The organism is Qipengyuania qiaonensis, assembly GCF_019711515.1.
In the GTDB taxonomy this organism is placed as follows: Bacteria; Pseudomonadota; Alphaproteobacteria; order Sphingomonadales; family Sphingomonadaceae; genus Qipengyuania; species Qipengyuania qiaonensis.
The window spans coordinates 1-13,820 of record NZ_JAIGNO010000001.1; the positions used below are offsets into that span (position 1 = coordinate 1).

Genomic DNA, 13,820 nt, shown 5'->3' on the forward strand with positions numbered 1-13,820 from the left:
GCCATCACGCCCAAGCACGGGCATCAAAACGGCCCAAGGCTCTACTCGTAAATGGTAGAAACTTCGGGCTCAGACCAAATTTTCTGCATTTCAAGATAGCACGCGCGGTACTCGGCGGCCTTTCTTTCGAGCACACCTGTCGCCAAGAACGTCGAGGAAGCAAATATCGCTATTGAGCCTGCGGCAAAAATTATCTCATAATTGGATATACTTATTGCCTTAGACGATATCGCAATCGAAGCAACAATCATTAAAAATGAATACCAAATGATAATCACATTCGCCAATCGCGAGTAGAGTCTATACCTATCTTCGGCCTTTATTCGAGCTTTATAGGTAAGGTAAATACGATTTGACTGCTTTGCTTCAGTCATGAGGTGGTGGGCGCATACAATGTAACACTAGTTCCTCATTGAAGACAGCATTGCTCAGGCGAACTCAACTGTAAGGACAACCTCTGAAAAGGCTAGTGACCGAAGTCACTCCGCCCACCGACAGTGTAGTTAATCGCTCAGAGCAAACGCGGCAATAGCTGCGGGACAGACGAAGCTCGGGCACGCAATTTCGAGTTCTGCGTCTGCTCTCACGCTTGCTCGCCATTTTCCTACAAACCCCCGCATGTATAAAGGACCCGGTTCCCTGCCACTTTGCCCACAGGTGAACCCATGCCCTACCAACCCGCTCATAACGGTCTGCTCGTCTCCCCGACGCCCGCGCCGGTAGCTCCCGAACCCGCGGCGACGCCCGCCGCTCCCGCGCCCGAGCAACCCGTCGATCCGCGCGCGCGTATCGTCTCCGCGCGCGCGTATCGTCGCTGCGCTCCACCGGCGGGGCGAGGGCGGCCACCACCCGCAAACCGCCTCTTCCAACGAGGAGGGGGCTTCCGCCACTCCGCCACCCGCACCCGCCGCCAACCTCCCCGCGTGCATCGCCGATCTCCCCGAGGACGATACCCGCGCGCCGCAGACGCAGTTCACGCTCGACCTGCAGATCGCCTTTTTCGAGGCGCTGGCGGTCAGCGGCAGCGTGCGCTCCGCGGCGAAGCGGGTGAAGGTGTCGCACCAGACCTGCTATCGCGCGCGCCGCAACTCCGCCGCCTTCGGGCGCGCCTGGGATGCGGCGCTCGTCGTCGCGCGCGGCTCGGCCGAGGCCAAGCTGGCCGATTGCGCCATCGACGGCGTGCGCGAGGAGGTGTGGTATCACGGCGAACTGGTCGGCGAGCGCACGCGCTTTTCCGAACGGCTGCTGCTCGCCCATCTCGGGCGGCTCGACCGCATGCGCTCCGACGCGCGGATCGATGCGCTGGCCGAGGATTTCGGCGCCATGCTGCGCCGCATGCGCGCGGGCGAGCCGATCGATGTGGAGGTGAATGAGGCACACGGTTCCGCTCACCCTGCGCCTGCATCCCCTAACACCGCTCATCCTGAGCCTGCATCCATCAACACCGCTCATCCTGAGCCTGTCGAACGAGGATGGTCTGGCTCTGCCACCCTTCGACAGGCTCAGGGTGAGCGGGCCGGTGTCAGGACCCCGAAGTTTTCTTCGCCTGGACAGTGTAACACCCGGTCCATGTCTCCCGGCGGGGAGGTGCCGGACGTGCGGGCGGAGCCGCCTTGCGACTGCCCCGGCACGCGGCATGGCTTCGATGGCGGGCGGACGCATTACAGCAACGGGCCGGACGGGCCCGAGCCGGTGATCAATCTCGACGGCTCCGGCCCCTGCTGCGACCGTCCGCGCTGGCCCGGCTGCGCCGAGTGCCCGCATTACTCGCCCGTCAGCCGCGAGCTGAACGCAATGAGGGACGACCGGCCCGCCGATGCGCCCAGGATCGACGAGATGGGGGGCGATCCGCTGGAGATCGAGCAATGCCAGCTGACCGCGTTCAGGTCGGGGGCCTTGCCCGACGGCGGGCCGGCTCGCCGCCCCGCATGGACCGCACGGCTCGTCGCAGATGCGGGATAGCGACAGTGGGCGGGCGATTGGGTGGAACGGGGGCCCGGCCGCGGGGCGCGACGATCCCTCCCCTCCCTGAAGCGCCCCGCGGTCGGCATCCTCCACGGCGGAGATACCGATGCGTTATCAGACCCTTGCCGCCATCGCCGCGACTGCCAGCCGCCGCGATGGGCGCGCTCAGATCGAGATGATGCCGTATTTGAGCCCCTTGACCGCGGCGGCCGACCGGTCGGTCACCTCCAGCTTGCCGAACAGCCGCTGGATATAGGTCGATACGGTAGGCAGCCCGATGCCGACGATCCTGGCGATCTCGGCATTGGTCTTGCCCCGGGCGATCCAGTGCAGGATCTCCACCTCGCGCGGCGCCAGCCTCGGCCGGATCGCGCGGGACTGGGTTTCGAGCTGGTCGAGCCGCGTATGCGCCGCCTGGACGATGACCTCGATCTCGTCCAGATCGGCCGTGTCGAGCACGCCCGGATCGGTCACTTGCCCGAGCGCGAACATGCCCATGTGCTGGTGCACGCCGAAGGTCGGGATCAGGAACCCGTCGGTGACGCCCGCCGCGCGCGACCGTTCGATGAACTCGCGCTCCGCCGTGCTGAGCGTGGTTTCGTCTTCGATCTTCGACAGCCGGAGCGGGCGCAAGTGCCGCGCGACATGCTGCGGGAACGGATCGGACTTGCTCAGGCCTTCGGCCTCGTAGATCGCCTGCCAATCTGCCGGGAAGCCGCGCATGTCGAGCACCGTCTTCCCCGGGTCCTGGCGCGAAGGGACGATATAGCCGAATGCCCCGAACCCCATGGCGCGGAAGTGATGCCACAACATGTCGAACAACGTGCCGCGGTCGGGGCAGGACTTGATCCGTTTGAGCAGTTCGATCATGGTCGGCTCCTGTGGATCGGGACTCACAAAGCAGTGCCTTGCCATGTCCCCCTATCGAATGACATCCATAAGAACGACATCGATTCGGATGGCATAAGCGTACATGTCATCCGTAGCGTTGTCATTCCGGTAAACGGCTCGCGAATCAAAGACCTAATCATTAACCCTTAGTTGACCATTCGGGGCGGCACTGGCACCGATGGGATAACAGGGTCGAAAACTTGAACGTCAGAACCTTCATCGTGGTGGATCGCGACTTTGGAAGTCGCAACAAACTGGTCCGCAATCTCTCGCACAAGGGGTATGTCATCCCGCTCGACCGCATGGACGAGCTGGGCGATCAATGGCCTGAAGATGCGTGGGTATTCGTCGGCGACGAAGGCGGACAGGTCCTTGCCACGGCAGAGGTGCTGGGCAAGGCGATGCAAAGCTATCCGCTGGTCGCCTACGGCAAGTCCCCGATCATGAGCCGGGTACTCGAACTCATCAACGGCCCCTGCATCGGCTACGTCCAATGGCCTGTGGACGGGGCAGAATTCTGGCGCACGTTCGAAGCACTCGAAAGGCGCATTCCCATGCACTCCGAAGCGGCGCAGGTCGCCGCCCGGGCCCGACGCATGCTGGCAATGCTCACGGATCGCGAGCGCGAAATCGCACATGGCATCTCGCACGGCCTGTCGACCAAGGAAATGGCCGGGCCGCTTGGTATCAGCCCCCGCACGATCGAGGTGCATCGGGGCAACATCCTTGCGAAGCTCGATGCCAAGAACATGGCGGATCTGGTCAGGCTGGTGGTCGAGGCAGAGATCCCGTCGACCGATTAGCTTCGCTCGGCCGGTGAATGCCGGCGCGACCGCTCTAGGGTAGCAGCGCGAGCTCGACCGATCCGCGTCCAGGGCCGATCAGGCCGAGTTCGGTCGCGGCGGCACGGCTCACATCGATGACGCGGTTGCCATGAAAGGGGCCGCGATCGTTGATGCGCACGGTTACCTTCTTGCCGTTGCGCGGATTGGTCACTTCGACAAGACTGCCGAAAGGCAAGGTGCGATGGGCAGCGGTCATCGCGTGCATGTCGAACCGTTCGCCGTTGGCGGTACGGCGGCCATGGAACCGGCGACCGTAATAAGACGCGACACCGCCGTCGATCGGGGTCGCTGCAGGCGGCAATTCGACCGTCGGCTCGATGGTGCTGAGATCGACCACATGCGCTGCCGCATCGGGCGAGGGCGGCAAAGCGGAATGCGCGGCAAAGCTGGCGTCGAAATCCGTCGAAACAGCGGCGGTGCGAATATTCTCTTGCGGCTGAGCCGCAGTGGCGGGCAGCGCCAGGGCTGCCAGAAATAGAGTGCTGCGAAACACGCGAATGGCCATGATTGGCACCTCCCGTTCGGGTCCGGCGGCTATACGGGACTGCGGCGCGAGAGTCCTTAACGTGCGCGTCAACCGCCCCATTCGCGCCACAGTTCGTCGCGCTTCGGGAACGAAGATGCGCTTTCCTACAGCATTTCGGGGATGCTAGCGATGTGGGATACCAAAGATTGATATGCCGATCGCGCGGCTCTTTGAACTCGTCGAACAGCAAATGGGGCCGGCATTGCTGCCGACCCCACTCTCACCGATGCGTGGTCATGTCCGAAGACAGGAACTTGGCATCCGATGTTTTCCCTTTCGGGTGCCCAAAGGCATCCGTCCGGTTCTGTCACCGGCGCTCGCACCGGCATCCGGCTCCTCCCTCCAGCCTACCCGGTCGAGTGCGCCAGGTCCGAAAACCCTCGCTTCTGTCCCAGGCCGACCTTCAATGGGCGGCTCCGCGATCGCACCTTCCGTTGATGGTCGCCTGCCTTAAACGGTTGCATCCGCAATCCAGTCCGAAGACCTTTTCGCAATATGCCTCCTCGGCGTTCGACCGGGTCGGTCCGATCCATAAAAGAAGACCTCTGCGCTCCGTCATCGACCTACTTGCATCCGACCGAAGTCCTCTGCATGCCGGTCTCAGGAAACACATGGACAGCTTCTTCCATGTCTTTCCGGTCTGGAATTTCTCCTAGATTTCAGATCGTTAGATCGTCTATCCGGTAGAGCTTCCACGCCGTTCCGATAACTTGAAGCTGCCCCCGATCAGGCGATTCGGCAAGCTGGCAAGACCGGACTTATCCACTTTCCCCCGAATCCCTTGTGGAGGGGGGTGGAAAAATCAACGGTTCGTCGCAAAATCGTAATGTCGGTCACGAAAGCTACGCAATATCGCGCCGCATTGCGAGGCCTTCACGCAATTAGCGATCGCGTTTGGCCAGCAGCCTCAGCCGCAGCGCGTTGAGCTTGATGAAGCCTTCCGCATCTTTCTGGTCGTACGCGCCTGCATCGTCCTCGAACGTCACATGCGCTTCGGAGTAGAGCGAGTTCGCCGATTTCCGCCCGACGACGCCGGCAACGCCCTTGTAGAGCTTGAGGCGGACCGTGCCGCTGACCTTTTCCTGGCTCAAATCCACCGCCGCCTGCAGCATCTCCCGTTCGGGGCTGAACCACAGACCGTTATAGACCAGCTCGGCATAGCGCGGCATCAGCTCGTCCTTGAGATGCGCTGCGCCGCGATCGAGCGTGATCTGCTCGATCCCGCGATGGGCGCGGGCGTAGATCTCGCCGCCCGGTGTCTCGTACATGCCGCGACTCTTCATGCCGACGAAACGGTTTTCGACCAGATCGAGCCGGCCGATCCCATGCTTGCGGCCGAGTTCGTTGAGTGCGGCGAGCAGGGTGGCGGGGCTCATCGCCTCGCCGTTCAGGGCGACGCCATCGCCTCGCTCGAAATCGATCGCGATGTATTCTGGCGCGTCCGGCGCGTCCTCGGGGTGATCGGTGCGGGAATAAACATAGTCCGGCGTTTCCTCCCATGGATCCTCGAGGACCTTGCCCTCGCTCGAAGTGTGAAGGAGGTTCGCATCGGTCGAAAACGGGCTCTCGCCGCGCTTATCCTTGGGCACGGCGATCTGATGCGCCTCGGCCCAGGCGATTAGTGCGGTGCGGCTGGTGAGGTCCCATTCGCGCCACGGAGCGATGACCTTGATGTCCGGATCGAGCGCATATGCCGACAGCTCGAAGCGCACCTGATCGTTGCCCTTGCCGGTCGCACCATGGGCAATGGCGTCGGCCCCGGTCTCATGTGCGATCTCGACGAGGTGTTTGGAGATCAGCGGGCGCGCAATGCTGGTGCCGAGCAGATAGTCGCCCTCGTACCGGGCATTGGCGCGCATCATGGGGAACACGAAATCGCGCACGAACTCCTCGCGCAGATCCTCGATGAAGATGTGCTTGTCCGGGATGCCCATCGCGCGGGCTTTCTCGCGTGCCGGCCCGATCTCCTCGCCCTGACCGAGGTCGGCGGTGAAGGTGACCACCTCCAGCCCGCGTTCGACCTCGAGCCATTTGGCGATGACGGAAGTATCGAGACCGCCGGAATAGGCAAGGACGACGCGCTTGATATCGGACATGGGGGTACCTTGTTGTTGCCGGCGCGCGGCTAGCAGGGGTGGGGGAGAGCTTCAATGCTTTCGAAAGCATTTCCGCCGCAAGAGCTTGCAGATCGGCGCGAGGCACCCGATGTTCGGGAGCGCAAGGGGATGGAGGGGTCGCAATGCTGACAATGTGGAAGAAGGCGCGCGAGATGGCCGAACTCGCACCGCCCGAGCGCAACCGCTGGGTCGACTTCCTGAGAGCTTTGTCGATCCTTGCCGTGGTGTTCGGTCATTGGCTGATGGCGGGCCTCTACCTCAACGACGCTGGCGAGTTGCAGCGCGGCGACCTGCTCAGCGTGTCGTCTTGGGCGCACTGGCTAACCTGGGGTTTCCAGGTGATGCCGGTGTTCTTCCTCGTCGGCGGCTATTCGAACTCGGTCAGCTGGGAAGCGACGCTGCGAAAGGCGGGTAAGGGGCAGGTCGGCAAGTATCGCGATTGGCTGGCGAGCCGGGTGCAGCGTCTGATCGCGCCAACCTTCCCGGTGTTGCTGCTCTGGGCGGTGCTGGCGGTGGTGCTGACCCAACTGGGCCTCCCGCGCGAGCAGATCCGAATGGCGACCGAGGCAGCGCTGATCCCGGTATGGTTCCTGGCGGTCTATCTGCTCGTCACGGCGGCGACCCCGCTCACCTATGCGGCGTGGAGGCGTTTCGGGTGGCTGAGCTTTGCGTGGTACATCCCGGCAGCGATGCTGGTCGACTGGCTGACCTTCGCGCAGAGCGTACCCTATCTCAACTTCACCAACTTCCTGTGGGTGTTTCTCGCGATCCACCAACTGGGTTTTGCGTGGCGCGAGGGGCGGTTCGACAACCGCCGGTTCGCGGGCCTGTGGTTCGCGGTCGGGGCGATCGTGCTGGTTTCGATCACGGTCTATGGCTTTTACCCCGTCGCTATGGTCTCTGCCCCCGGAGGCTTCTCCAACTCGCTCCCACCGACACTTGCGCTGTTTGCGCTGGGCGTTGCGCAGACCGGGCTGGTCCTGTCGCTCGAGCCAGTGGGCCGCCGGATGCTCGATAATCTCAAGGTCTGGACCGCAACGGTCTTGATGAACGGGATGATCATGACCGTCTATCTGTGGCACCTTACCGCCTTTGTGCTGGTGATGACGGTCGTGTGGCTGGGCCTTGGCGGCCTGGGGCTCGACAGCGTGCCGGGCAGCGCCGCATGGTGGGCCTCGCGCCCGATGTGGTTGGCGATCTACATCCTGGCGCTTCTGCCGATGATCGTGGTCTTCGCCAAGCATGAGCGCACGTTCCGCCCCATCCGGCAGGGGCGCACCGTACCCAAGGCAAGGGTGGTGGCAGGCGTGTTGCTGATCTGCGTTGGATTGGCGGCGACTGCAGGGGTGACCATTGCGAGCCCGGACAGCCTCTCGGGGATACGCTTGTCGGTGGTCGCCGCGCCGTTCGTGGGCGCGGCGCTGCTGGGCTTCGGACCGATCTACGAGTTCATCACGCGGCGGCGCGAGAAGCGTGAAGGGGCAGCCTGAAGCGAGCTACTCCGCCGCTTCGCGCAGCGCCGGATCGAGATGCCAGCGCGGCACGTTGCCCTCGTCGGCGGCTCGCAGCCGTGCGCTCTCCGCCTCCACATATTCGCGCGTCATCGGGATCGCTTCGCGGTCCTTCACATACTGGACCTGCCAGTTGACCATATTGCCGTGGCGGAAGCTCTGCTCTGCTCCGGCGAGGTAGAACAGCCACATCCGGTAGAAGCGCTCATCATAGAGATCGATAATCTCCTGCCGGTGTAGCACGGTTCGGTTGTACCATTCTTCCAGCGTATGGCTGTAGTGGAAGCGCATCGCCTCCACGTCCATGACCTGCCAGCCATACTTTTCGCTCTGCGTGACGAGTTCGGACAGGGCGGGGATGTAGCCGCCGGGGAAGATGTACTTGCGCGTCCACTTGTCGGTGAAGCCGGGAGGTCCCGCGCGGCCGCAGCAATGACTGATCATGACGCCGTCCGGCGCAAGCAACCGCGCGGTATGTTCATAGAATTGCGGATAATGCGGCGTCCCGACATGTTCGAGCAAGCCGACCGAACTGATGCGGTCGAACTGCCCGCGAACGTCGCGATAATCCATCAGTTCGAACCTGACCTTGCTGGCGACGCCCGCCTGCTCGGCGCGTTCCTTGCAAAAGGCGATTTGGTCGGGAGCGAGAGCGACGCCTGTGACTTCGACGTCGTAATGCCGCGCGAGATAGAGCGCGAACCCGCCCCAGCCGCAGCCAATGTCGAGAATGCGCTGGCCGGGCTTGATGTACATCTTGGCAGCAAGATGCGCCTTCTTGTCGAGCTGGGCCTTCTCGAGTGAGGTCGCCCACGGGTCCTCGCGGTAATAGGCCATTGTGTATTGCCGGTCCTCGTCGAGAAACAGCTCGTAGAGACGGCGGGTCAGATTGTAGGTGTGCTCGGCGTTTCTGCGCGCCTTGGTACGCAGGTTTATACTGTCCGTCTTGGCGACCAGTTTCTGCGCTGCGCTGCGCAACGGGCCCCGGGGTTTGAGCGCGGCTCCATCGTTGCGCTTTGCATTGCGGGTAACGAAGAGAATGAGGTCGCGGATATCGTGAGGCTCGTCGACTTCCAGCCAGCCCCACATGAATGCCTCGCCCGCTCCGACCTGCGGATAGCGGGCAATGTGGTTGGCCGCCTTCTTGTGCGTCAGACGAATCCGCAATGGCGGTTCGTTTCCGTCGGGCGAACCATAGTTGTGAGACGTGCCGTCGTAATTGGTGACGACCATGTGTCCCTTGGTGATCGCAGCTTTCAGAAACTTGTCGAGCAGCCACATAGGTGCAAGTTCTCCCGTTGAATTCCCCTAGCGTGCAGACTGTGGCACATGGGGCGTCGAGTCAATTGAAGCGAGCATTCGAGGTGGTGGAAGCGAAGACGCAGATTACCGAGATCGATCCGCTGGATTTCATGGCGACCATCGAACCGGAGCAGAAACGCCGAGAGTCCGAGGTGCTCGACGCGCTGTTCCGCCGGGTGACCGGTGAGGAGCCGAAGATGTGGGGGCCGAGCATCATCGGCTACGGTACCTATCGGACGACCTACGCCAGCGGGCGCGACGTACACTGGATGCGCGCCGGTTTCTCACCGCGGAAGGCGAAGCATTCGCTTTATCTGATGGGCGGCTATTGCGATGCAGAAACCGGCGAGAAACATGCCAATCGACTGGCGCGTTTGGGCAAACATACTCGGGGGAAGAGCTGTCTTTACGTCAACAAGCTGGCCGATATCGACCTTGGCGTACTCGAAGAATTGATCCGCGAAGACTGGCGAGAAATGAGCCGGCGGTACCCGGACTGATCAGATGCCGGCATACCACTGATAGCCCGCCCGGTCTTCCCAATACCCACCTTGGCCATCGCCGATGCCGTCCAGGCTTGCGACCGCTTCGACGGCAGTGAGATACTTGGCGTGTTTGTACCCCAGCTGCCGCTCGATCCGCATCCGCAGGGGTGCGCCATTACGGATCGGCAAAGGCTCGCCGTTGAGGGTATGTGCGACGATGGTCTGCGGGTGGTAGGCGTCGATCAGATCGACACTCTCGTAATAATCGGCTCCGCTCAGATTGTCGGCGCAGCGAAAGACGATGAACCTGGCGTCTTCGCTCAGTCGAGCAGCATCGAGCAGTACCGATAGCTGCGGTCCGGTCCATTCTCCGATCGCGCTCCAGCCCTCGACGCAATCGTGCCGAGTAATCTGGGTACGTTGCGGCAGCCTGCGGATATTCTCCAGGCTGAGACTTAGCGGGTTGGCGACCAGTCCGCCGACTTCGAGCCGCCAGTTTGCGAAACCCTCCTCGACATGGCGTGGATAGTCGCCGTTCTGCGGATCGGTGGAGCCATTGCCGCGGAAGAAGGGTGAGATGGCGCTTTTGGGATATTCGGGGGCGAGCGCTTCCCGGTCGACCAGCAATCGGTGCGCGCTCTTATGCCAGCTTTCGGCGGCATTCAGCACCGCCTTCCCGGCGTCCGTTTCGGCGATCCGGTTGCACCCGGCGACGAAGGCTGCTCCGGCAGCGACGAGGAAGTTGCGGCGTTTCATACCTCGCGACCTCCCGTTATCATGTCGCGTATCTGGCGGATCGGCCCGGCCAGAATGACCAGCACGACATGCACGACGAAGAACGCTGCCGTAGCGAACGCAAACAGGAAATGCAGCGTGCGCGCCGATTGCCTGCCGCCGAGCAAGTCGACCAACCAGCCGAAGGTCGGCTCCATGCCGGGACTGATCGAAATGCCCGTGAAGACCATCATCGGCAGGAACACGCCGAGCACCAGGCCGTAGGCGAGCTTCTGCAGGAAATTGTACTTCGCGCCCTGATGGTCGAAATTGAGTTTGAGATGTTCGACGATATCGCGCCGGATCGCCGATGGACGCCACTCCCTGCGCGCCGTGACGATGTCGCGCTTGAAATGGCGATTGATCAGCATTGCCGCCCACATAAACAGGAGACCCAGGGCGAAAGGCCATGCCATCAGGATATGCCAGTCGCGCGCGACGGAGAGGCTGTAGTAGCCCGGGATCGTCATCCAGTCCGGAAAGCGCGGCACGATCAGCCAGGCCTGGCTCGCATCGAAACCCCAATCTCCCCAATAGAGGCGCGGGTGTGCGTTCGAGATCGTCAGCCCCGACATGAACAGCGTGACTACGCAAAGCAGGTTGAGCCAGTGCCACAGACGTGTGCTGAGCGCGTGCCGTTTCATGTCCTGTGCTCCTCCCGGGCCAAGTAGATCACGTCGCGTGGCTGTGACAGCAAATGTTGTCCGCTGTCGCAATAGAGCATCTGACCGCTGGCGAGATGACCTTGCGCGAGGAAGAGCGCCGCTTGCGCGACTTCTTCGGGCCGGGTCTGGCGGTGAAGCAGGTTCATCCGGTGGGAAACTTCCGTTTCCTCTTCACGCTGATCGTGGCTGGCCAGGATCGCTCCCGGAGCGAGCGCATATACCCGGTCTGCCATAGTAGCTGCGCCCATGGCGAGCATCGGTACGGTCGATGCGAGAGCATGTTTGCTCATGGTATAGCTGAAGAAATCGGGGTTTGGGTTGGCGATCTTCTGGTCCGTCAACTGGACGACACGGCGGCCGCTCTTCGCCCGAGCCTTGGCGAGATAGGCCTGTGCCATGCGGGCGGGCGTAGTGGCGTTGATCTGCATCGACCGGGCATTCGTCGCCGGATCGAGCCCGGTTACATCGTCGGGTTCGAAAATCGCGGCACAGTTTACGAGCGCGCGCCAATCGGGCAAACGATCGGCCAGCTCCGCAATCATCGCTACCGCCGCCGATCCGTCCGCCAGATCGCATTGCATCGTTTCCGCCGACGGGAGATCGCTTGCGAGCGCTTCAGCTTCGGCCCGCGACGACCCGTAGTGGAGGACCACATGCCAGTCTGCGGCGCCGAAGGCGCGAGCGATGGCCGCACCAAGGCGTTTTGCTCCGCCCGTAACGAGAACTGCTGGCCTGGTATCGATCATCGCGCGCAACCATAGCGGGACGCATGCCAAAGGAAAGACGCGCCGTCACCGAATGGATCGGTGACGGCGCGCCTTGCAAGCAGCCTTTAGGCCGGATCGGTTCTAGCGACAGTTCAGGCTGCCACGGTCGATTTCGCGACCGACGACGGCACCGACGGCGCCGCCGAGGATGGCGCCGAGAGTCCGGTCGCCGCTGCCGGCGATCTCATGGCCGGCGAGGGCACCCACACCTGCACCGATCACAAGGCCGGTGGTGCCGTTGTCGCGACGGCAGTAGTAACGTCCGTCATCGCCACGCCACATACGGTCGCTGCGCGTGATACGACGCGGTTCGGCGTAGTAGCCGCGGCTGTCATAGACGGCGCGGTCCTTGGCGCGTTTACCGTGGGCCGGGGCCCAGCTCGGCGGGTCGGCGGCAGCAGGTGCAGCAAGGCCGATGCCGGTAACTGCCAGCGCGCCGGCGGCGAATGCGAGGGTAAGTCTTTTCATGTTTATGCCTCCTATGGTTATCGGTTGGGCAATCAACGGATGTGGCGTTGCCGGGGTCCACAACCTCGGATGAACGGCTCATTCCCTGAGGGAAATCACGCCGAATCGAGCTCTATATGGGGTGAAGCGTTGCCACATCATCGTGCCACGGCTGTTGTGGAGAGCCCGGCACGATGCTGGGTGACCTGGCAAATTCCGGCCACCCAGCCATTGGGGCCATCCAATTACCGACGGACTGCCGACCGCTTGAAGGGCCAGCTTATCGTGTTAGCGGCACTTCAGGCTGCCGCGGTCGATTTCTCGACCGACCAGCGCACCGACCGTCCCGCCGAGGATGGCGCCCAGAGTGCGATCTCCGCGTCCGGCGATTTCGTGGCCGGCCAGCGCCCCGACACCTGCACCGATTACCAGACCGGTCGTGCCGTTGTCGCGGCGGCAGTAGTAGCGCCCGTCATTGCCGCGCCACATGCGATCGCGGCGGCTGATCCGACGCGGCTCGTAGTAGCGCCCGTCGCGGTCGTAGTACCGGTCATGACCACGGCCATGACGCCAGCGACGGTCCTTGCGGTCGCCATAGTCTGCGGTTACGTCGGCCACTGCGAAGGTCTGAACATTGGTGGCGGGAAGTTCGACTGCCGCGGCTGGGGCGGCCATGATGGCCAGCGATCCGGCGGCAAATCCTAGAGCCAGTGTCTTCATCGTTTCGTCCTCACTTTTGACTTTGTGTGTCGATGACACATGAAGTCGTCGGAAGGTCCACAACCTCGGATGAACGGGTCGTTGTCTATCCGGAAACGCGGCAAATCGAGGTATATTGCAAGGTGAACCGTTAGCGATGCAGCTTATCGAAAGCGCTTTTTCGCAGCTCTGCGCTCAATCGGCCAAGCCCTGCGATGCCGTCAAGTTCGGCTGAATCGGCACGCTGCGCCGGATCGTAGAGTTTGCCGAACAAGCGGGCGACGCTCCACCCTTCATGCCCCGTTTCGACGCGTTGCAGCGCGTCGCCAGCCTGGGCTTCGCCTTCATCGATCACGCGATAGTACCAGCCGCAATTATGCGTTTTCACGATCCGCGCGACCATGCCCTTGCGGCCGAACCGGTGGTCGATCTTCCAGCACGGCTTGCGCGGCTGACTGACTTCCAGCAAGGCACTGCCGAGGCGGAAGCGATCGCCGATATGGACCGCCGTTTCGACAAGCCCGGATGCGTGAACATTCTCGCCGAATGCCCCCGGCCTGGCGAGAAGTTCATGCCCTCCCAGCCATTTGCCCCAGCCGGCATAGTGATCGTGCGGGTAGTGATGGACGGCCATGTCGGCCCCGCCGTGATGCTTTGTATCGGCGACCATATCGCCCTCCAGACCGAAGCTGCGGATCGTCACCGGTCCATCGACCGGCCGCTTGTCGATCGCGCTCAGTTCCGCGCCGTTGAAGGGTTTGGGAAGACCGACGCAAAGCGCCTCGACGACGAGGCTCATCGCAAGCCTCCCGATCCTACAGAAATG

Annotated in this window: 15 protein-coding genes; 4 read left to right on the forward strand and 11 right to left on the reverse strand. The window is 62.6% G+C overall.

What is annotated here, in order from left to right:
• Positions 1-41 precede the first annotated feature (41 nt).
• Positions 42-374, reverse strand: coding sequence for a hypothetical protein (locus K3174_RS17130; protein ID WP_221554795.1), 333 nt, complete (start codon positions 372-374; stop codon positions 42-44).
• Positions 375-1,026: 652 nt separating this feature from the next.
• Here K3174_RS17130 and K3174_RS00010 point away from each other — a divergent pair.
• Complete coding sequence (locus K3174_RS00010; RefSeq protein WP_221554796.1) at positions 1,027-1,962, forward strand: hypothetical protein; 936 nt, start codon at positions 1,027-1,029, stop codon at positions 1,960-1,962.
• Positions 1,963-2,130: 168 nt separating this feature from the next.
• Here K3174_RS00010 and K3174_RS00015 read toward each other — a convergent pair whose 3' ends face one another.
• Positions 2,131-2,835 carry a helix-turn-helix transcriptional regulator gene (locus K3174_RS00015; RefSeq protein WP_221554797.1) on the reverse strand — a complete coding sequence of 235 codons (705 nt, stop codon included), beginning with the start codon at positions 2,833-2,835 and terminating at the stop codon, positions 2,131-2,133.
• A 221-nt stretch (positions 2,836-3,056) separates the two neighbouring features.
• On the opposite strand from K3174_RS00015, the gene K3174_RS00020 reads away from it, so the two are divergent.
• Complete coding sequence (locus K3174_RS00020) at positions 3,057-3,659, forward strand: response regulator transcription factor (protein WP_221554798.1); 603 nt, start codon at positions 3,057-3,059, stop codon at positions 3,657-3,659.
• Between the two features lie 34 nt (positions 3,660-3,693).
• On the opposite strand, the gene K3174_RS00025 is transcribed toward K3174_RS00020, so the two are convergent.
• On the reverse strand, positions 3,694-4,206 hold the full coding sequence (locus K3174_RS00025; protein WP_221554799.1) for a septal ring lytic transglycosylase RlpA family protein: 513 nt from the start codon (positions 4,204-4,206) through the stop codon (positions 3,694-3,696).
• A 902-nt stretch (positions 4,207-5,108) separates the two neighbouring features.
• Positions 5,109-6,323: an argininosuccinate synthase gene (locus tag K3174_RS00030; RefSeq protein WP_221554800.1), complete on the reverse strand. Its 1,215-nt coding sequence runs from the start codon at positions 6,321-6,323 to the stop codon at positions 5,109-5,111.
• A 143-nt stretch (positions 6,324-6,466) separates the two neighbouring features.
• Here K3174_RS00030 and K3174_RS00035 point away from each other — a divergent pair, with 143 nt between their 5' ends.
• On the forward strand, positions 6,467-7,834 hold the full coding sequence (locus tag K3174_RS00035) for an acyltransferase family protein (protein ID WP_221554801.1): 1,368 nt from the start codon (positions 6,467-6,469) through the stop codon (positions 7,832-7,834).
• 6 nt (positions 7,835-7,840) lie between these two features.
• Here the strand turns inward: K3174_RS00035 and K3174_RS00040 are convergent, their stop codons facing one another.
• Positions 7,841-9,136 (reverse strand): SAM-dependent methyltransferase, encoded by a 1,296-nt coding sequence (locus tag K3174_RS00040; RefSeq protein WP_221554802.1) that lies wholly within the window; start codon positions 9,134-9,136, stop codon positions 7,841-7,843.
• A 65-nt stretch (positions 9,137-9,201) separates the two neighbouring features.
• Between K3174_RS00040 and K3174_RS00045 the strand changes: the two genes are divergently transcribed.
• Positions 9,202-9,657 (forward strand): DUF1801 domain-containing protein, encoded by a 456-nt coding sequence (locus K3174_RS00045; RefSeq protein ID WP_247711784.1) that lies wholly within the window; start codon positions 9,202-9,204, stop codon positions 9,655-9,657.
• On the opposite strand, the gene K3174_RS00050 is transcribed toward K3174_RS00045, so the two are convergent.
• The 6 genes from K3174_RS00050 to K3174_RS00075 form a co-directional block, all read right to left on the reverse strand.
• Positions 9,658-10,398, reverse strand: a complete 741-nt coding sequence (locus tag K3174_RS00050; RefSeq protein WP_221554803.1) for a molybdopterin-dependent oxidoreductase — start codon at positions 10,396-10,398, stop codon at positions 9,658-9,660.
• Positions 10,395-11,060, reverse strand: coding sequence for a cytochrome b/b6 domain-containing protein (locus tag K3174_RS00055; protein ID WP_221554804.1), 666 nt, complete (start codon positions 11,058-11,060; stop codon positions 10,395-10,397). The genes K3174_RS00050 and K3174_RS00055 overlap by 4 nt, the downstream gene beginning before the upstream one ends.
• Positions 11,057-11,827, reverse strand: coding sequence for an SDR family oxidoreductase (locus K3174_RS00060; RefSeq protein ID WP_221554805.1), 771 nt, complete (start codon positions 11,825-11,827; stop codon positions 11,057-11,059). Before K3174_RS00060 ends, K3174_RS00055 begins: the two co-directional genes overlap by 4 nt.
• Before the next feature lie 102 nt (positions 11,828-11,929).
• The gene (locus K3174_RS00065; protein WP_221554806.1) at positions 11,930-12,316 is read right to left on the reverse strand and encodes a glycine zipper 2TM domain-containing protein; all 387 of its coding nucleotides are present in this window, start codon (positions 12,314-12,316) and stop codon (positions 11,930-11,932) included.
• A gap of 267 nt (positions 12,317-12,583) precedes the next feature.
• A complete protein-coding gene (locus K3174_RS00070) occupies positions 12,584-13,015 on the reverse strand; it encodes a glycine zipper 2TM domain-containing protein (protein ID WP_221554807.1) in 432 nt (143 codons plus the stop codon).
• Positions 13,016-13,145: 130 nt separating this feature from the next.
• Complete coding sequence (locus K3174_RS00075) at positions 13,146-13,793, reverse strand: MOSC domain-containing protein (protein WP_221554808.1); 648 nt, start codon at positions 13,791-13,793, stop codon at positions 13,146-13,148.
• Positions 13,794-13,820: the final 27 nt, after the last annotated feature.